The following is an 18,773-nucleotide window of genomic DNA, read 5'->3' as shown; positions in this document are numbered from 1 at the left end:
CTGCGCTGCAAGAATGGCCCCCATGAGCCCTTTGAACCGCTTGCTGCCGCCGTTGTTGATGACCTTGCTGAGTGCCTGCGGCGGCGGAGGCGGCGGCACGGGAGGGGACGGCGGCGGGGGTGGTGGCATGGGGCAGACCTTGACGCTGGCCCTGCCCGCCAACGGCCTGACGCCGGCCGACCTGGCTGTCATCGTGGCCGAGGGTGATGTCCTCAGCGAGGCCGTCGGCGCCGCCTATCTGGCAGCGCGTGGTGTGCCGGCGGCGAATCTGATCCGCGTAAGGGTTAATACAGCCCAGGACGCGATTTCCGCGGCCGACTTTGCGTTGCTGAAATCCGACATCGACGCCAGATTGCCGGCCGGTATCCAGGCCACGCTGCTGACCTGGGCTGCCCCCAGCCGGGTCACTGGCGCCTGCAGCATGGGCATCACCAGCGCGATGGCTTTCGGTTTTGACACGCGCTACTGCAACCCCAGCCCATTGACCGAGGCCTGCGCGAACACGGCCGCCTCGCCGCTCTACGACAGCGAGGCGCGCCGGCCGCAAGCCGAATTGCAGATGCGCCCCTCCATGCTGCTGGGTGCACGCACGCTGGCGGCCGCCCAGGCGCTGATCAACCGCGGCGTTGCGGCCGATGGCAGCCGGCCAGCCGGCGAGGGCTGGCTGGTGCGCACGACGGACGACGACCGCAGCGCGCGCTGGAACGATTTCGCCGGCCTGCCGGCGGCCTGGAGCGGCGCCCTGGCGCTGAACTATGTCGACAACAGCGCCGGCCCGGCCAGCGCCAATGCGCTGTCCGGCAAGAGCGGCATGCTGTTCTACCTGACGGGGTTGAGCAGCGTCGCCAATCTGTCGTCGCTGCAATTCCGCGCCGGTGCCCTGGCCGACACGCTGACCTCAACGGGTGGCGTGCTGCCCTCGGGCGGCGGCCAGATGCCCATCACGGCCTGGCTGGACGCGGGTGCAACCGCCAGCTACGGCACGGTGGAGGAGCCCTGCAACCTGCAGCAGAAGTTCTCGCGCGCCTCGGTCCTCATCGACCAGTACTGGCGCGGCGCGACGGCCATTGAGGCCTACTGGAAGGCGGTGCAGTGGCCGGGGCAGGGGTTGTTCGTCGGCGAGCCGCTGGCCCAGCCCTTCCGCGATACGCCCAGTTTTGCCATCGTCGCCGGCGAATACCAGATCAAGACACGAAGCCTGCGGCCGGGCAGTCGCTACAGCCTGCAATACCTGCAGGGCTCAACCTGGACGACGCTGGCCAGCTTCACCGGCGTACGGGGCCAGACCCTGGACGGCCGCGCACCGCTGCCGCCGACCGCGGCGACACGCATCCGCTGGCAAGGCCCCTGCACGGACAACGCCGGCAATACCTGTACGCTGGCCCAGTCCTCGTGAGCGGCCCCTGAGAATGCGGGTCGGTCAAATCCCGATTGCCCTGCGGCGCCCGCCGTTGAACAGTCGCCCTCCCGCTGTACCCTGCCCGACCATGTCCCGCCCCTTTTCTGCCCGCCCGCGCGGCTTCACCCTGCTTGAACTGCTGGTTGTCATGGTCATCATCGGCCTGCTGGCCGGTTATGTCGGCCCGAAGTTCTTCGGCCAGATCGGCAAGAGCGAGGTCAAGGCGACCCGCGCCCAGATCGACGCGCTGACCAAATCGCTGGACCAGTACCGGCTGGATGTCGGCCGCTACCCCAGCACCGATCAGGGCCTGGCCGTGCTGGTGACCAAGCCGGCCGACGAGCCCAAGTGGGCCGGCCCCTACCTGTCCAAGGCCGTGCCCAAGGACCCCTGGGGCAACGAATACCAATACCGCAGCCCCGGCGAGCATGGCGAATACGACCTGCTGAGCTTCGGCAAGGACGGCCGCCCCGGCGGCGAGGGTGAGGACGCCGACCTCACCTCCTGGTGATGGCAGTTTTCCAGACTCGCGTACTGCGCGCGGGTGCCGTCAGCACCGAGCGCGTGGAGGCGCCCGACCGCGCCGCCGTCGCTGCCGTGCTGGGCGTGTCGCCCCAGCATGTGCTGGAGGTGCGCGAGATCGCTGCCGCGACCGAGAGCGCCAAGCCCTGGCGCCGCAACAGCAAATTCCCCCTGCAGCTCTTCAGCCAGGAACTGGCCGTGCTGCTGGACGCCGGCATCGCCCTGCTGGAAGCGCTGAGCACGCTGCGCGAGAAGGAAGGCCAGCCCGGCGTGCGCGCGGCGCTGGACGCCGTCACCACCCAGATCGAGCAGGGCCAGCCGCTGTCGGTCGCGCTGCGCCAGCAGCCGCAGGCCTTCGACGAGCTGATCTGCGCCATCGTCGCGGCCAACGAGAAGACCGGCCAGCTGTCGACCGCGCTGGCCCAGCATGCACGCTACCTGGCCTGGGTCGATGCGCTGCGCTCGCGCCTCGTCGCGGCCCTGGTCTATCCGCTGATGCTGCTCGGTGTCGGCTCCCTCGTCATTCTTTTCCTGCTGCTCTACGTGCTGCCGCGCTTTGCCGGCATCCTGGAGCAGACCAGCGCCGACCTGCCGTGGGCTTCGCGTGTGCTGATCGAGTTCGGCCAGACGGCCGGCGCGCATCCCGGCCTCGTCATCGGCGGGATCGCAGCCGTGGGCTTTGCGATCTTCACGCTGCTGCGCCAGCCCATCGTGCGCCAGCGCGCCCAGGCCGCGCTGTGGACGCTGCCCGGCCTGGGCCCGCGGCTGCGCGTGCTGGCGCTGGCACGGCTGTATCGGTCGCTGGCCATGCTGCTGGCCTCGGGCGTGCCGGCGCTGGCGGCGCTGCGCATCGTGGTCGACGTGGTCGCGGCACCCTGGCGCGCTGCCGTGCAGGCTGCAGCGGCGCAGATCGAGCGCGGCGAGCGGCTGTCGGCCGCCTTTGACTCGCAGGACCTGGCCACGCCGGTGGCCCGACGCATGCTGCGCGTGGGTGAGCGCAGCGGCGAGGTGGCGGCCATGCTGGAGCGCGCCGCCGCCTTCCACGACGAAGAGGCAGCGCGGCTGACCGACCTGCTGTCCCGCCTCGTCAACCCGGCGCTGATGCTGATCATGGGCGTGCTGATCGGCGGGATCATCGTGCTGATGTACTTGCCGATCTTCCAGCTCGTGGAGCAAGTCCAATGACGACCTCCCTGGCGGATTGGCTGCCGGCCGAGCAAGGCCCCTGGCACCTGGACTTCGAGCAGTGGCCGCAAGCCCAGGCCCAGCGCTGGCGTGCCGTGCTGGCCGTGGGCGCCGACGACAGGCGCGTGCTGCTTGCCGAGCGCGATGAGGACGCGATGCTGCTGCAGAGCGTCGAGTCGCGGCTGAATGCGCCGGTGGGTTGGCAGCGTGCGTCGACCGAAGCGGTGACCCATTTCCTGGGCGCCGGCGAGGCCGACTTCCGCGCGCTGTCTGACGTCGAGGATGCGCTGACCACCATTGAAGACCACACCGAGGAGCTGTCGGCGCTGGCGCTGAGCGAGCAGGCCAGCCCCGTCGTGCGCCTGCTCAACGCCACCATCTACGACGCGCTGCAGGACACGGCGTCGGACATCCACATCGAATGCACGGCCCGCGGCGCCATGATCCGCTTCCGTGTCGATGGCGTCATGGCCGTGGTGCGCCAGGTCGAGGGCCCGCAGGTGGCCGAGCAGCTGGTGTCGCGCCTCAAGGTCATGGCCGAGCTGGACATCGGCGAGCGCCGGCTGCCGCAGGACGGCCGCTTCAAGCTGCGCGTGCAGGGCCGCGAGATCGACTTCCGCCTCTCGGTGATGCCCAGCGTGTTCGGCGAGGACGCCGTCATTCGCATCCTGGACCGCGCGGCCATCGCCCGCGCCGGCTCGCTGACGCTGGATTCGCTGGGCTTTGGCGACGACGAGCGCGCCGCCATCCGCCATCAGGCGCGCCAGCCCCACGGCATGCTGCTGGTCACCGGCCCCACGGGCTCCGGCAAGACGACGACGCTATACGCGACTCTGGCCGAGATCCACACCGGCGCCGACAAGATCATCACCATCGAAGACCCGGTCGAGTACCAGCTCAGCGGCGTCGTGCAGATCCCCGTCAACGAAAAGAAGGGCCTGACCTTCTCGCGCGGCCTGCGCTCCATACTGCGCCACGACCCGGATCGCGTCATGGTCGGCGAGATTCGCGATGCCGAGACCGCGCAGATCGCCGTGCAGGCCGCGCTGACGGGCCATCTGGTGTTCAGCACCGTGCATGCGAACAACGCGTTTGATGTCATCGGCCGCTTCATGCACATGGGGCTGGATCTCTACAACGTCGTCTCGGCGCTGAACGCCGTGCTGGCCCAGCGCCTGGTGCGGCTGACTTGCAAGCACTGCGCAAGGCCCTTCACGCCCGACACGGTCACGCTCGCGCGCCATGGCGTCATCAACGGCAACTTCCTGAAGGGCGAGGGCTGCGGCCACTGCCGCGGCACCGGCTACAAAGGCCGGCGCGCGGTGGCTGAGTTGCTCAAGCTCGACGACGGCCTGCGCGACCTGATCGCGGCGCGCGCGCCGATGTCCGAGATCAAGGCGGCCGCCAAGGCCCGCGGCATGAAGTCCCTGCGCGAGATGGCGCTGGCGGCGGTCTGCCGCGGCGACACCACTTTCGAGGAGCTGGAACGTGTCACCCTCGATGAGTGAATCGTGGCTTCAGCGCCTGCGCCAGCAAGTTTCCGCGCGACTGGCCAAGCCGCGGCGGCTTTTCGTCACGCCCGGCGGGAACGAGTTCGCGGCTTGGTGCCGCGATCTGCCGGGCACGGCCGTGGAGGTGGTCGTCAGCGCGCGTGCCCTGCACGAGCTGGTCACCGAGCCGGGCTTGCCGCTGGCCGATCTGGACGCCGTGCAGGCCTATGCCCAGCAGCAGTTCGCCCATTACTTCGGCAGCGCTGCGCAACGCTTTGCGATTGCGCCTTGGAAGCTGGGCGAGACGGCTGGCGCGTCCGCTCTGCATGGGCTGGACCTGGCCGCGCTGCGCACCCAGGCCGAGACCGCGAACGTGCGCCTCGCCGCCGTGCGCCCGGCCTGGGCTGCTTGGCTGGCCTCGCTGCCGGCCGCGACGCGCGCCGGCTCGGGCCGTGCGGTCTGGCATGAGGGCGATGTTTCGGTCGTCATCCAGCTCGACCGCGGCCGTGTCACCGGCCTGCAGTCGCGCCGCGTACAGCAGCTCGCCGATCTCGGTGGCGACGCGCCCCTCGCCGTCGGCACGCCCGCCGACGAACTCATTCCCCAGCCCGGCCCCGTCACGCCGCAGCCTGATTTCCTGCCGCGCAGCGGCCGCTCGCCCTTGGCCTGGCCGCTGGCCGCAACCGGCGCTCTGGTGCTGGCCACGGCCGCATGGAGCGCCGTCGACAGCCATCGCGGCCTCGACGTCGCCCAGGCAGCGCGCGACCGCGTCGCCACGCTGCGCCCGGCATCGGTACCCAAGCCCGCCGCGCGCGGCCGCGCCGAACCGGCCGAGAACCGCTCGGCCAATGAAGCCCGCGCCTTGCTGGCCATGCCCTGGGAGCCACTGCTGACCCGTGTCGAGACCGCGGGCGCTGAGGCCAAGACCATCGCTTGGCTGGGCATGGACGCCAGCGCCGGCCGCGGCGAGTTGCGCCTGGAAGGCCTGACGCCCGACAAGTTATTGGCCCTGCAATTGGCCGAGCAGCTTGGCACGACGCCGGGCTGGCGCCAGGTCGTGCTGTCGCGCTTCTCGGCCGCCGAGACGGGCCTGGTTGGCCAGCGCTTCGAGATCAATGCTCGCGTGGCGACCGGAGGCGGTTCGTGAAGCGGCTCGCCTTCATCAAGGCTCCGGTCAAAGCGCTCGGCTGGCCCGGCCTGGCCGGCCTGGCGGCATTGGTCCTTGCCGTGGTCGCCGTCGTGTTCAGCCAGCGTTGGGACGCCCAGGCCGTCAAGCTGCAGACCGAGGCCCGCGAGCTGCGTGCCAAGGCCCGTCCCGCCGTGGCGGCAGCGTCCGCGCCGGTCAGCGTGCAGCAATGGCAGGCCACGCTGCCGCCGTCGAGCGGCCGCCAGCAGCGCCTTGCCGATCTGCTGGAACTGAGCATCCGCCTGGACCTGAACGGCGCGCGCACCGAACACCGGCTGTCCACGTCCGAGGGCCTGGAGCGGCTGCGCGTGACCATGCCGGTCACCGGCAGCTACGGCCAGGTGCGGCGCTTCATTGCCGCGGCACTCGAACATGATCCGGCGCTGAGCCTGGACTCGGTCAAGCTGCGCCGTGTCAGCCCGATGGCGGCCGATGTCGATGCCGAACTGCAGTGGTCGCTGCACGGAAGGGCTGCGCCATGAAGCCGACGTCGCCCCGTCAACTTGCCCTCGGCGGCGCGCTCGTCGCGACGCTGGCCGCGACGGCCTGGGTGGCGACGCGCCCCGATGACGAGGCCGTGACGCCGGTCGCAGCGCCAGCCCGTCGCCCGGTTGCCACCGTTTCGCCAACCTCTGCCGCGCCTGCGCCGGTGGACGGCGCCCGCCAACCCTGGGCCGAGGCCCCCGCGTCCCAACTGGCCGCCTGGCAACCCCCGCCGCCACCGCCGCCTCCACCGGCGCCAGCCCCGGTCGCTGCTGCACCACCGCCGCCCCCAGTCGCGCCGCCGGCGCCCTACCAGATGATCGGCCGCGTCATTGAAGGCGAGGGCGCCAAGGCGGTCGAGGTTGCCTTGCTGACCGGCCCAAACAAGGCGCTGAGTGCCAAGCGCGGCGACGTCATCGACGGCCAGTGGCGCGTCGAGCAGGTCTCCGACAGCGGCGTGCGCCTGACCTGGCTGCCCGGCCAGCTCCCCCAGAACATCGTCTTCAGGCCCATCCCATGAAGCAGCTCTTCCTTCTCTTCCCGGGAAAACGCCGGGCCGCCCCAAGTTTTCTCGCTCCCCTCGGGGGGCGGACGACGTTCCACGTCGTCCTTGGGGCATTTGTGACTGTGCTGCTCGTGGCTTGCGCCAACCCGGCGTTGCGTCAGGCCGAAGACCTCGGCCGCAGCAACCAGTGGCCGGCCGCCCTGCGCGTGCTGGACGATGCCCGCGCCAAGGACCCGAATGACCCTCAATTGCGCGCCGCCCAGGTGCGCGCCCGCGAACAGGCGACGGCCCGCCTCATCCTGCAGATCGAGGCCCTGCGCGGCGCCGGCCGCTGGGACGAGGCCTCAGCCCTGCTGAGCCAGCTGGCACTGGCCGACGCCAAGCACCCGCGCCTGGTCGCCTTGACCACCGAGGTGGAACGCAGCCGCCGCCAGGATGCCCAGCTGGCCACCGGCCGCGCGGCGCTGAAGGAAGGCCGCCTGGAGCGCGCTGAAGGCGTGGCCCGCGAGATCCTGGCCGAGTCGCCCCAGCATCCCGGCGCCCGCCTGCTGGCCAGCCAGGTCGCCCAGGCGCGGCCGCTGGAAGCGGCGGTCGGCGAGCTGGGCCCGGCCTTCCAGAAGCCCGTCACGCTGGAGTTCCGCGAGGCGCCGCTGCGCCAGGTCTTCGAGGCGCTGTCCCGCTCCAGCGGCGTCAACTTCGTCTTCGACAAGGACGTGCGCGCCGATGCCCGCGTGACCGTCTTCCTGCGCAACGTGACGATGGACGAGGCCATGCGCGTCATCCTCGGCACCCAGCAGCTGGATCGCAAGCTGCTCAACGAAACCTCGGTGCTGATCTTCCCCAACACGGCCGCCAAGCAGCGCGAGCACCAGGAGCTGATCACCCGCACCCTCTACCTGACCAACGCCGACGTGAAGCAGGTGCAGGCCATGGTGCGCACCATCGCCAAGGTGCGCGACATCCACATCGACGAGCGCCTGAACCTGCTCATCGTGCGCGACACGCCCGAGGTGCTGCGCCTGGTGGAAAAGCTCATCGCCTCGGTCGACCTGCCCGAGCCCGAAGTCATGCTCGAGGTCGAGGTCATGGAACTGGCTACCGACCAGGTCGACTCGCTGGGCCTGCAGTGGCCGGAGGAATTGCAGGTGGGCATCAGCGACGCGACGGGTGCGATCCCGTCGCGCGTCTTCATCGGCGGCAAGAACCCCATCAACTTCCGCGCCAGCATCGCCAACCCTACTGTGATCGCCACGCTGCGTGGCACGGCCGGCAACTCCAACATCCTGGCCAATCCCAAGATCCGCGTGCGCAACCGCGACAAGGCCAAGGTCCACATCGGCCAGAAGCTGCCGGTGTTCACGACGACGACCAACTTCACCGGCTCTACGTCCGTCGCGGCCTCGGTCAGCTACCTGGACGTCGGCTTGAAGCTCGACGTCGAGCCCACCATCCAGCTCGACAACGACGTCGTCATCAAGATCGGCCTGGAAGTCAGCAACCTGATCCGCCAGGTTACCGGCCCCGGCGGCACTACGGCCTATGAGATCGGCACGCGCAACACTTCCACCGTGCTGCGCCTGGCCGACGGCGAGACGCAGGTGCTGGCCGGCCTCATCAACGACGAGGACCGCAAGAGCGGCACCGGCATCCCGGGCCTGTCGCGCATCCCCGTGCTGGGCCGCCTGTTCGGCACCCAGACCGACACGCGCAACAAGACCGAGGTGGTGTTGCTGATCACGCCGCGCGTGGTGCGCAACCTGGCCGTGCCCGATGCGTCCCTCACGCGCCTGGCCAGCGGCACCGATGCCAGCCCCGGCGCCTTCAGCAGCCTGCTGCGGCGCGATGCCCGGGTCGGCGTGGCGCCCAGCAGTGCCGGCGCCGCCGCGCCGGCCGCGCAAGCGCAGCCCAGCGCGGCCTCTGCCGAGGCCCTGCTGAAGCTGGACGTGACGCCGCAGATCCCGGCGGGCGGTACCGTCTCCGTCGCGTTGAAGAACGACAGCGGCCTGCAGATCAAGGGCGAGCTGGAATACGACGCGGCCAAACTCACGCCGGCCCAGCCCCTGCAGGGCGTCACGCCCGGGCGCTATCCCGTCGAGCTGGCGCCACGCGGCGAGCGCGTAGTCGCTTTCCGCGCCCTGCCGCCGGCGGCAGGCCAGGTGCTCAACATCGGTGTCAGTTCGCTGTCGGCCAGCGGACTGAATGGCGAATCGGCATCGGTGCGACTTGAAGGCTCGGGCCTGCTGACCGTCGAGGCGGTAAGGTGAAACTGCCCCTCGCCCTGCTTCGCGCCGCTGAACGCGGGCGAATCCGGTCGGTCCCCCGAGGGGACGGCGATGCTTGCCGGCTTGACCGGCCAGCATCGCCAGAACGGGCCGGCTTGGGAGCGGCCCGGCGCTCGGCCCGCGGGCGTCACGCGGGTTTTGTTCGTGGCTTTACGCTGATCGAGATGCTGGTCGTGCTGGCCATGCTGGGCGTGCTCGCGTCTGCCGCGCGGCCCTTGCTCGAGATGTCGGTGCAGCGCAGCCGCGAGCACGAGCTGCGCCAGTCGCTGCGCACGTTGCGCGAGGCGCTGGACGCCTACAAGCACGCCACCGAGACCGGCAGCATCGTGCAAAGCCCCGAGGACAGCGGCTACCCGCAGAAGCTGCAGCTGCTGGTCGACGGCGTGGCCGATGCCAAGTCGCCCAATGGCCGCAAGATCTATTTCCTGCGCCGCCTGCCGCGCGACCCCTTCGCGCCTGCAGAGCTGAGCGCGGCCGAGACCTGGGGCCTGCGCGCTTACGACAGCCCGCCCGACGACCCGCGTGCGGGCAAGGACGTGTTCGACGTCTATTCGCGCTCGGAGCGCAAGGCGCTCGATGGCAGCAAGCTGAAGGACTGGTAATGGCCAGGCAACGCGGCTTCACCCTCATCGAGCTGATCGTCGTCATGGCCATCGTGGCACTGCTGGCGTCCATTGCCGCGCCGCGCTACTTCACGTCGCTGCACAAGAGCAAGGAGACGGCCCTGCTGCAGTCGTTGACGACGATGCGCGATGCCATCGACCAGTACGCCGCCGACAAGGGCCGGTATCCCGAGTCCCTGCAGGAGCTGGCCGCGGCGCGCTATATCCGCGGCATTCCCGAGGACCCGCTGACCGCCAGCCGCGAGACCTGGGTCGAGCTGCCGCCACCGACTGAGATGCAGGCCAGCGGCCGGGTCTGGGATGTGCGCAGCGGCGCCGCCGGGCGCTCGGCGGATGGCAGGCTCTATGCGGACTGGTAGCAGCCGCGCGCGGGGCTATTCCTACCTCGCGGTGCTCTTCCTCGTCGCGTTGACCGCGGCGGGCCTGGCGGCCCTGGGCCAGGCCTGGAGCACGGCGGCCCAGCGCGAGCGCGAGCGGGAGTTGCTGTTCCGCGGCGGCGAGATCGCGCGCGCCATCGTGGCCTATGCGGCGGCCACGCCCAACCCGCCGCAGCAATACCCGCGCAGCCTGGACGACCTGCTCATCGACAACCGCGTACCGAAGCCGCGGCGCCATCTGCGCCGCGCCTATGAGGACCCCTTCACCGGCAAGGCGGACTGGGAGCTGGTGGCCGAACCCGGCCAGCCCGGCGCGTTCAGTGCCGTGCGCAGCCGCTCTGAGCATGCGTTGCTGCGCGAGGTTGGCCCGGACGGCTTGCCGGTCCGGATTGCGCGCGACCTGCTCTTCTCGCCACGCACCGTGGCCAACCTGCAACTGCCCGCCGACCCCGCTTCGGCTGCCTCAGCGGCCAGTGGCGCGTCAAGGTGATTTGTCCTATGAAATTTCATACGGGTTAGTCAAGTCTGCTGACTCGGTGAATACCCGTTCCCCCCTTGCTTGGATGCCGGGCAACTGGGGATGGCCGTGAAATCCTGCTCGCACAGAATCGGCCGCCTAAATGGACGCTTTGTCCATTGGCAGGACATCAACACGGCCCACGCCGTCGACGATGCCGCGGTGCCTTCGGCGCTGCCCCGCCTGCTCGGTAGATTCATCTGATCAAAGAAAGTGGGTAGTTAAATGAAGAAGGTATTGACCTTGGTCGCGCTGGCCGCGGCCGCATTCACGGCGTCGATGGGCGCCCAGGCGGGCGTGCTGCGCTCGACCATCGATTTCGAGACGCCGATCGACGGCTCGCCCTTCCTGTCGTACCCGGGTTTGCCGCTGCTGGGCAATGGCGACGAGTTCTATCAGCCGGGTATTGCCGGCCACACGATGTTCTTCGACCCGTTCTCCAACAGCGCCCTTGCGCAGCCGGCAGATCTCGTTGGCGTGATGGCCGCAGGTGCGGATTGCTTTGGTGCGCAGTGCCCCGTGAACAACGCCAGCACCTACATCGGCCTGCTGGATGACGCCGTGCTGCTGTTCGGCGCCAACGACGGCTTCCGCTTCTCGATCAAGAGCTTCAAGGCAAGCTTCATCGGCAATGGCGACCCCATCGCCGCGACCCCCGGCTTCGTACGCCTGCAAGGTGTGCGCAATGGCGTGTCGACCACCGCCACCTTCGCGCTGACCGGCCTGGACGCGGCGGGCAACCTGAACTTCGGAACCTACAGCACCGGCGCCTTCGGCAACACCGAGTGGGACTATGTCTACGCCTTCGGCTTCGCCTGCCCCACGCCGGGCACCACCGGCAGCTGCACGGCCTTTGGCACCGACCGAGCCCAGTTCGCGCTGGATGACGTCGTCATCGAGCACGTGCCCGAGCCCGCCAGCCTCGCTCTGCTGAGCGTCGCCGGCCTTGCCGCCTTCCGGGCCAGCCGCCGTCGCGCTGTCTGATCCGCCGTTTGCATCGAAAGGACTCTTTGATGAAGATGAAACTCAAGCCCGCCGCACTGGCGACGCTGGTTCTGCTCTCAGGTTTGGCCACAAGCTCCTTTGCGCAGGATCGCAAGACCTACATCGTCCAGCTCAAGGACGAACCCGCTGCCTCCTACCAGGGCACGGTGTCAGGCCTGGCCGCCACCCAACCGGCAGCCGGTGAAACCTTCAAGTACGGCAGCGCTGCCGTGCAGGCCTACATCAGCTATCTGAGCCAGCAGCAAAGCAATGTGATCTCCTTGGTCGGCAATGCGCCCGTCCTGGCGACCTACAAGACCGTGTTCAACGGTTTTGCCGCCAGCCTGACGGATGACGAAGCCCGCTCGCTGAGCACCAACAGCCAGGTCGTCGGCCTGTGGCAGGACGAAGCCCGCAAGCTCGACACCATCTCCACCAGCAAGTTCCTGGGCCTGACCGCCCCGGGCGGCCTGTGGTCGCAGACCGCCGGCGGCTCTGCCATCAAGGGCGAGAACCTGGTGATCGGCGTCGTCGACCTGGGCATCTGGCCCGAGAACCCCGCCTTCTTCGACCGTGTCGATGCCAATGGCGTGCCGAGCAACAACCCGGCCGACACCCTGGTCTATGGCCCCAAGCCCGCCACCTATACCGGTGGCTGCGTGGCTGGCGAGGGCATCGACCCCGCCAAGCATTGCAACAACAAGCTGATCGGCCTCCAGCACTTCAACGCGGGCTTCGTCGCCTCCGGCCGGACCCCGCACTGGACGTCGTTCGCCTCGGGCCGCGATGACCTGGGCGGTGCGACCGGCCACGGTGGCCACGGTGACCACACCGCCTCCACGGCGGCGGGCAACTCCAATGTCACGGCCATCGTCAACGGCATCGCCCTGGGTCAGGCCTCGGGCATGGCGCCGCGCGCTCGCGTGGCTTCCTACAAGGTCTGCTACACCTATGTGGACGTGGCCGCCACCGACGGCACCGGCAGCACCAACAGCTGCTTCACCACCGACTCGGTGGCCGCCATCGACAAGGCCGTGGCGGATGGCGTCAACGTCATCAACTTCTCCATCAGCGGCTCGCAGACCTCGGTCAACGACCCCGTCGAGCAAGCCTTCTACCGCGCCTCGATCGCCGGCGTCTTCGTCGCTGCTTCGGCAGGCAACAGCGGCCCCGGCCAGGCTGTCGCCCACATCAGCCCGTGGCTGACGACGGTGGCCGCATCCACGCATGACCGCGCCTTCAACGGCGACGCCACGCTGGGCAATGCCGCCAAGTACACCGGCGCCTCGCTGAACAGCCTGGCAGAAGTGAACAACCAGCTCATCATCCGCGCCGAGGATGCGGGCGTTGCCGGTGCCAGTGCCAACCTGAACCTGTGCTTCAGCAACCCGCTCGAGCTGGACCCCGCCAAGGTGGCCGGCAAGATCGTGGTCTGCACGCGCGGCACCAATGCCCGTGTCGACAAGAGCCTGGCCGTGCTGAACGCCGGTGGCGTCGGCATGATCATGCAGGACAACGGCGCTGGCCTGGTGGCCGAGGCCCATTCGGTGCCGACCGTGCACGTCACGACCGCCGACGGCGCTGCGATCAAGACCTATGCCCAGACGGCCGGCGCGACCGCCAGCATCAGCAAGTTCTACATCGGCACAGCCCCGGCGCCGATCATGGCCAACTTCTCGTCGCGTGGCCCGAACGCCGGTGACAGCAACGTCCTCAAGCCCGATGTGACGGCACCGGGCGTGGACGTCATCGCCCAGGTCACCCCGGCCCTGAGCCAGGGTGACCGCGACGCCGTCGCCGCCGGCACGCTGGTACCCGGACCGGCATGGGCGTCCTACCAGGGCACGTCCATGTCCAGCCCGCACGTGGCTGGCCTGGCCTTGCTTCTCAAGCAGGCTCACCCGACCTGGGGCCCCGGCGCCATCAAGTCGGCGCTGATGACCACGGCCTACTCAACGCTCAACGACGGTCTGGCCGGCCTGTCCAACGGCCTGCTGCCCTGGTCGCAAGGCTCGGGCCACGTGCAGGCAAATAGCGCCACCGACCCCGGCCTGGTCTACAACTCGGGCAAGAACGACTGGGTCAAGTACCAGTGCAAGGTGAACAAGGCTGCGGTGGTGCCGGCCAGCGACTGCACGAACATCGGCACGCTCGCCGAGACGTCCGACCTGAACCTGGCGACGATGACGGCCGGTACCGTCATCGGCTCCGTCACCTTCCCGCGCACGGTTACCAATGTGGGTAGCAGCAGTGCCACCTACAACGCCACCGCCAGCGTGCCGGGCTTCACGACCGTCGTGACGCCGTCCTCGCTGACCCTGGCCCCGGGCGCTTCGGCCGCCTTCACGGTCAAGCTGACCACGACGACCGCCACCGAAGGCGTGTGGAACTACGGCCAGTTGGTGTGGAACGACGGCACGCACACCGTGCGTTCGCCCATCCAGGCCAAGGTGGGCAAGGCGATCTCGGCTCCGGCCGAGTTCACCGGCACCACGGTTTCCGGCACCAAGCTGTTCACGGTCCGCACCGGCTTCGCTGGCCGCATGGGCTCGTCGGCAGGCGGTATGAAGGAAGTGACGCTGTCCGCGCCGGCCACCCTGGCTCAGAAGGCCACCAGCAGCGCCCAGCTCAAGGCCATCTGCCAGGCCGGTGCCGACACCGCCAACGTCAAGGTCTACAGCTTCAGCGTTCCGGCCAACACCCTGGTGGCGCGCTTCGGTCTGCGCGATGTTGATGTCGGTGCCGCCGGCGACGACAACGACATGATGCTGCTCTACCCGAACAACACCACCTCGGCGTACTCGGGCAATGACGGTTCCAACGAGACGGTGCAGGTGCTCGCACCTGCCGCAGGCACCTACAAGGTCTGCGTGGTGGCTTACGGCGGCAGTGCTGCCATGACCCATACGCTGTCGAGCTGGATCGTCAAGGCCGGTGACGGCGCTGGCCTGAGGATGGCCATGCCTTCGCAGGTCTATGCCGGCAGCACGGCCACCGTCGGCCTGACCTGGTCGGGCCTGGCAACGGGCAAGCGCTATGTCGGCGCCTTCCAGCTGCTCGATGCAGGTGGTGTGGCCCAGACGACGACCGTGGTGCGTGTGTCGACCGACGGCGTTGTGCCGGTGCTCAACGAGCCCAACACCGTGGCGGCCAAGCTGGCCGACGGCGTCGCTCAGTAAGCAGCAGGCTTTACAGCCACTCCCGAAGCCGCAGGCCGCAAGGCCTGCGGCTTTTTCTATGCGGGTGCGACTTTCAGCGTGCGCTGGCGGGCGTGGCCAGCTGGCAGCGCCCGGCCACGCAGGCCGCACCGGGGTCGGCCACCATCGCGCAGTTGGAGAGCATGCCGCTGGCGTCGGTCTCGCGCTTGTGGGCCTGGGCCTGGCGAGCGGCGAGTTCGGCGAGACGTTGAGCGTCCGTGCTTTCGCTGGACCAGGCCAGATAGCCGGCCGGCCCTCCGCAGGCCTTGGCGCCGACGGCGATGGTGCGGCACTGCGCGTCTGCCTTGCAGGCCGCAGGGCCGATCAACGTGCGCAGCTCGCGGCCGAGCCGGACGGACTCGGTTTCGGCCGCGGCTGAAGCGGCCGGCGTGGTCGGGGCTGGGGGCGGCGTCTGGGCGCAGCTGGCGAGGGCGGCCCAGGCGAGCAGGGGGGCGAGCAGTCGGTGGGGTTTCATGCCCCCATGGTGGGCTTCGCGTCGGCGCTTGGCAACAACTAGGATTCGGCCATGCGAGCCTTGTTGCCTCTGTTGCTGGGCCTGACTGCCCTGGCGCCCGCCGTGGCCCAGCAGAGCTGCCAGCCCGACGCCGCTGCAGTCCAGGCCGTGCTGAACGCCTTGCGCGCCCAGCCTCAGGCCTGCGGCGAGCGCCTCTGGCCCGCCGTGGCAGCCCTGCGCGCCAGCCCCGTGCTGGCGGAATCAGCCCGCCGCTACGCCAAGGAACTGGCCGCCCGCGACCGCATCGACCATGTCGGCGCCGCAGGCACCTCACTGCGCACGCGGCTGCGCGAGGCGGGCTATCTGATGCGCTCGGCCGGCGAGAACCTGGCTGGCGGGCCGGAAACCCTGGACGAGGCCATGGCGCAATGGCTGGCCAGCCCGGCGCATTGCGAGAACCTGATGGCGGTTGACTTCCAGGAGTTCGGCCTGGCCTGCGTGACAGGGCCGGGGCGGCTGCAGCGCTACTGGGTGCTGCATCTCGCAGCACCCGCCACGCGACCTAAATCCAGCCCAGATCGATAGCGCGCAGCACCGCCTGTGTGCGGTCCCTCACGCCCATCTTGGAGAAGATGGCCGAGCAGTGGTTCTTGATGACGCCTTCGCTGTTACCAAGCAGGCCGGCGATCTCCGTGTTGCTGCGGCCGCTGGCCACCAGGCGCAGCACCTGCAGCTCCTTCGGTGAAAGCGGATCGGGATGATCGGCCGCGGTGAAGGCGCGCTCGCCACCCTTGGCTTCCATGCGTGTGGTGAGAGACGGCCGCAGCGCGGTGCCGCCGCCGTGCACGTCGCGCAGGGCCTGGGCCAGCGTCTCGGGGCTGATGGCCTTGAGCAGGAAGCCGCGGGCGCCGGCGCGCACGGCCTCGTCGAAGGCGGCGGTGTCGTCGAAAGTGGTCAGCAGGACGGTCGGCAGGCGCAGGGCCCGCGCGGCCAGCGCGCGGATCAGGCCGATGCCGTCCAGGCGCGGCATGCGCATGTCGGACAGGATGACATCGGGCATGTCGTCGGCGGGGGCGGCGGACAGCCACTCGAGCGCTTCGGCGCCATCGCTGGCCTCGCCGACGACCTTGAGCTCGTCGTGCAGCGCGAGCAGCCCCTTGAGGCCTTCACGCACCAGTTGCTGGTCCTCGACCAGCAGGATCTTGATCACACCCATCGTGGACATCTCAACTCGATTCGAAATCCCGGGCTGGTGCGCGTCACGCACATCTGCCCACCCAGCTCGGTCATGCGCTCGGCCATGCCCGAGAGGCCATTGCCAAAGCCCTCGGCGCGGCCCTCGTGCCAGTTCGGCGCGCCTCGCCCATCATCGTCGATGCTGACGGTGACCTCATCCCGTCCTTCCCCTAGCCCGCGCAGCTCCACCTGCACGCGACGTGCGCCGGCGTGGCGCACGCTGTTGGTCACGCCTTCCTGTACGCAGCGCAGCAGCGCGTGGGCTGCCCGCGGACCGAGATCGCGGGCGGCGTCGTCCAGCGTCAGCTCGATGCGCATGCTGGCAATGCCCTCGGCGAGGGCCTGCAGCGCGGCGGACAGGTCGATGCGCTGCGAGCTGCGCTGCTGCGACACGGCTTCGCGAACGTCCGCCAGCAACTGCGCGGCCACACCCTCGGCGCGCCCCATCGCCTGGCCCGCGCCCGAGGTGTCTTCGCGCGCCAGCAAGGCGCCACCGAGCTGCAACTGCAGGTTGAGTGCCGTCAGGTGGTGGCCCATCAGGTCGTGCAGCTCGCGGGCAATCTGCATGCGCTCGTTGTAGCGCATCTGTTCGGCCAGCAGGTGCTCGCCCGACATCTGCTCTGCCAGCACGGCCTGCAACCAACGGCGCTTCTCGCCCTCGGCCGCGGCCATGCGCCCGAGACCAAAGGCCAGGCCGTGCAGGGCCAGCATGGCGAACAGCATGCCGAATTGGTCCAGCCAAGCCGTCGTCGATGCGTACACGTAGATGCCGGTGTTCAGCACCACCTGAGCGGTCGCAAAACCCAGCGCCAGCCGCGCCGGCAGCACGACGGCGCCCAGCGCCGTGACGAGGAAGGGCAGGCCCGGCGTCACGCCGAAGGCCAGCAGGTCGACAAGCAGCAACCAGGCCAGGCGCTGGTTCACCGGCAGCGCCGTTTGGCCCTGGCGAGCCAGCCGGAAGATCAGGGCGACGAAGGCCACCAGCAGCAGCACGCAGATGACGACGAGGCTGCGGTCGTTGACATCGCCACCGAGCTGGCGCCAGAGCCAGGCGACCAGGCCGTCATAGGGCTCGGTGCGCGCGCCCAGCAGGGCTGAGCCGGCGCTGACCAGCTCCATCGCGCAGACCACCAGCGCCGCCAGGCGCAGCACGACGCCCGGCTCGGCCAGGCGGGCGAGCAGGCGGTCGAACTTCGTCATTCCGGGAGGGCGGCCGAGATGACGCCGCCGCCCAGGCACACGTCGCCGTCGTAAACCACGGCGCTCTGTCCGGGCGTGACGGCCCATTGCGGGTCGGGGAAGCGCAGCATCAGGTGGCCGCTCGCGTCGAAGCCCACGCTACAGGGCGCGTCGGCCTGGCGGTAGCGCGTCTTGGCCGCCGCTTCGCCGGTGGACGGCGCGCGCCCTGCGACCCAGCTCAGGTCATCAGCGACCAGGGCCGGGCTTTGCAGCAGCGGGTGGCCGTGGCCTTGCACGACGACAAGCGTGTTGCTCGGAATGTCCTTGGCCGCCACGAACCAGGGCTCGTGCTCGCCACCGCCGCGCGGCGTCCCTTTTTCCTTCACGCCGCCGATGCCCAGGCCCTGGCGCTGGCCCAGCGTGTAGAAGCTCAGGCCCACGTGCTCGCCCAGCTTGCGGCCGCGCTCGTCCTTGATGGGCCCGGGCTGGTGCGACAGGTATTTGTTCAGGAACTCGCGGAAGGGCCGCTCGCCGATGAAGCAGATGCCGGTCGAGTCCTTCTTCTTCGCATTGGGCAATGCGATCTCGGCAGCAATGCGGCGCACCTCGGTCTTGGGCAGGTCGCCGACCGGGAACATCGTCTTGCTGAGCTGCGCCTGCGACAGGCGGTGCAGGAAATAGCTCTGGTCCTTCAGCGGATCCAGGCCCTTGAGGAGCTGGAACTCGCCATCCACTTCTCGAACGCGGGCGTAATGCCCGGTCGCGATCTTTTCGGCACCAAGCCGCATCGCGTGGTCCAGAAACGCCTTGAACTTGATCTCGGCATTGCACAGTACATCCGGGTTGGGCGTGCGGCCGGCCTGGTACTCGCGCAGGAAGCTCTCGAAAACGCGGTCCTTGTACTCGGCGGCGAAGTTGACGTGCTCGATCTCGATGCCCAGCACGTCGGCCACCGAAGCGGCGTCCAGGAAGTCCTGGCGTGTCGAGCAGTACTCGTCATCGTCATCGTCTTCCCAGTTCTTCATGAAGATGCCGATGACCTCATGGCCTTGCTGTTTCAGCAGGTGGGCGGTCACGGCCGAGTCCACGCCGCCGGACAGGCCGACCACCACTCGATGTTTAGCTCGGTGTTTCTTTTCTGCGGAACTCATGGG

18 protein-coding genes are annotated in these 18,773 nt (G+C 69.3%); 14 read left to right on the top strand and 4 right to left on the bottom strand.

Annotated features, from left to right (window positions below; genetic code table 11):
• Positions 1-22: 22 nt before the first annotated feature.
• From ACXJLH_RS11570 to ACXJLH_RS11510, 13 genes are all read left to right on the top strand, one after another.
• On the top strand, positions 23-1,396 hold the full coding sequence (locus tag ACXJLH_RS11570; protein WP_457389832.1) for a TIGR03790 family protein: 1,374 nt from the start codon (positions 23-25) through the stop codon (positions 1,394-1,396).
• Positions 1,397-1,487: 91 nt separating this feature from the next.
• A complete protein-coding gene (gspG, locus tag ACXJLH_RS11565; RefSeq protein WP_056200568.1) occupies positions 1,488-1,910 on the top strand; it encodes a type II secretion system major pseudopilin GspG in 423 nt (140 codons plus the stop codon).
• Complete coding sequence (locus ACXJLH_RS11560; protein ID WP_056200566.1) at positions 1,910-3,106, top strand: type II secretion system F family protein; 1,197 nt, start codon at positions 1,910-1,912, stop codon at positions 3,104-3,106. The genes gspG and ACXJLH_RS11560 overlap by 1 nt, the downstream gene beginning before the upstream one ends.
• On the top strand, positions 3,103-4,614 hold the full coding sequence (locus ACXJLH_RS11555; protein WP_457444174.1) for a GspE/PulE family protein: 1,512 nt from the start codon (positions 3,103-3,105) through the stop codon (positions 4,612-4,614). The genes ACXJLH_RS11560 and ACXJLH_RS11555 overlap by 4 nt, the downstream gene beginning before the upstream one ends.
• A complete protein-coding gene (locus ACXJLH_RS11550) occupies positions 4,607-5,743 on the top strand; it encodes a hypothetical protein (protein WP_457444172.1) in 1,137 nt (378 codons plus the stop codon). Before ACXJLH_RS11555 ends, ACXJLH_RS11550 begins: the two co-directional genes overlap by 8 nt.
• The gene (locus tag ACXJLH_RS11545) at positions 5,740-6,264 is read left to right on the top strand and encodes a hypothetical protein (protein ID WP_457444171.1); all 525 of its coding nucleotides are present in this window, start codon (positions 5,740-5,742) and stop codon (positions 6,262-6,264) included. Before ACXJLH_RS11550 ends, ACXJLH_RS11545 begins: the two co-directional genes overlap by 4 nt.
• Positions 6,261-6,785 (top strand): hypothetical protein, encoded by a 525-nt coding sequence (locus ACXJLH_RS11540; RefSeq protein WP_457444169.1) that lies wholly within the window; start codon positions 6,261-6,263, stop codon positions 6,783-6,785. The genes ACXJLH_RS11545 and ACXJLH_RS11540 overlap by 4 nt, the downstream gene beginning before the upstream one ends.
• A 101-nt stretch (positions 6,786-6,886) precedes the next feature.
• Entirely contained in the window at positions 6,887-9,034 is a 2,148-nt protein-coding gene (locus ACXJLH_RS11535) for a secretin N-terminal domain-containing protein (protein WP_457444167.1), read from the top strand.
• 113 nt (positions 9,035-9,147) lie between these two features.
• The gene (locus ACXJLH_RS11530; protein WP_457444165.1) at positions 9,148-9,654 is read left to right on the top strand and encodes a type II secretion system protein; all 507 of its coding nucleotides are present in this window, start codon (positions 9,148-9,150) and stop codon (positions 9,652-9,654) included.
• A complete protein-coding gene (locus tag ACXJLH_RS11525) occupies positions 9,654-10,034 on the top strand; it encodes a type II secretion system protein (RefSeq protein WP_457389829.1) in 381 nt (126 codons plus the stop codon). The genes ACXJLH_RS11530 and ACXJLH_RS11525 overlap by 1 nt, the downstream gene beginning before the upstream one ends.
• Positions 10,021-10,542 carry a type II secretion system protein gene (locus ACXJLH_RS11520; protein ID WP_157281845.1) on the top strand — a complete coding sequence of 174 codons (522 nt, stop codon included), beginning with the start codon at positions 10,021-10,023 and terminating at the stop codon, positions 10,540-10,542. The genes ACXJLH_RS11525 and ACXJLH_RS11520 overlap by 14 nt, the downstream gene beginning before the upstream one ends.
• 252 nt (positions 10,543-10,794) lie before the next feature.
• Complete coding sequence (locus ACXJLH_RS11515) at positions 10,795-11,553, top strand: NF038120 family PEP-CTERM protein (protein ID WP_056200540.1); 759 nt, start codon at positions 10,795-10,797, stop codon at positions 11,551-11,553.
• 29 nt (positions 11,554-11,582) lie between these two features.
• Complete coding sequence (locus ACXJLH_RS11510; protein ID WP_457444163.1) at positions 11,583-14,732, top strand: S8 family serine peptidase; 3,150 nt, start codon at positions 11,583-11,585, stop codon at positions 14,730-14,732.
• Between the two features lie 73 nt (positions 14,733-14,805).
• Here ACXJLH_RS11510 and ACXJLH_RS11505 read toward each other — a convergent pair whose 3' ends face one another.
• The gene (locus ACXJLH_RS11505) at positions 14,806-15,225 is read right to left on the bottom strand and encodes a hypothetical protein (protein ID WP_457444161.1); all 420 of its coding nucleotides are present in this window, start codon (positions 15,223-15,225) and stop codon (positions 14,806-14,808) included.
• 51 nt (positions 15,226-15,276) lie between these two features.
• Between ACXJLH_RS11505 and ACXJLH_RS11500 the strand changes: the two genes are divergently transcribed.
• Positions 15,277-15,789 (top strand): CAP domain-containing protein, encoded by a 513-nt coding sequence (locus tag ACXJLH_RS11500; protein ID WP_457444159.1) that lies wholly within the window; start codon positions 15,277-15,279, stop codon positions 15,787-15,789.
• On the opposite strand, the gene ACXJLH_RS11495 is transcribed toward ACXJLH_RS11500, so the two are convergent.
• The 3 genes from ACXJLH_RS11495 to mnmA are packed head-to-tail and all read right to left on the bottom strand — an operon-like array spanning position 15,767 to position 18,770.
• A complete protein-coding gene (locus ACXJLH_RS11495) occupies positions 15,767-16,429 on the bottom strand; it encodes a response regulator transcription factor (RefSeq protein WP_200955311.1) in 663 nt (220 codons plus the stop codon). The two genes, ACXJLH_RS11500 and ACXJLH_RS11495, sit on opposite strands and share 23 nt — an antisense overlap.
• The gene (locus tag ACXJLH_RS11490; RefSeq protein ID WP_457444157.1) at positions 16,411-17,640 is read right to left on the bottom strand and encodes a sensor histidine kinase; all 1,230 of its coding nucleotides are present in this window, start codon (positions 17,638-17,640) and stop codon (positions 16,411-16,413) included. Before ACXJLH_RS11490 ends, ACXJLH_RS11495 begins: the two co-directional genes overlap by 19 nt.
• Positions 17,637-18,770, bottom strand: coding sequence for a tRNA 2-thiouridine(34) synthase MnmA (gene mnmA, locus ACXJLH_RS11485; RefSeq protein WP_457444155.1), 1,134 nt, complete (start codon positions 18,768-18,770; stop codon positions 17,637-17,639). The genes ACXJLH_RS11490 and mnmA overlap by 4 nt, the downstream gene beginning before the upstream one ends.
• Between the last annotated feature and the right edge of the window lie 3 nt (positions 18,771-18,773).

It is taken from the genome of Roseateles sp. P5_E4, from assembly GCF_054049255.1.
This window is presented reverse-complemented; position numbering and strand designations above follow the sequence as displayed.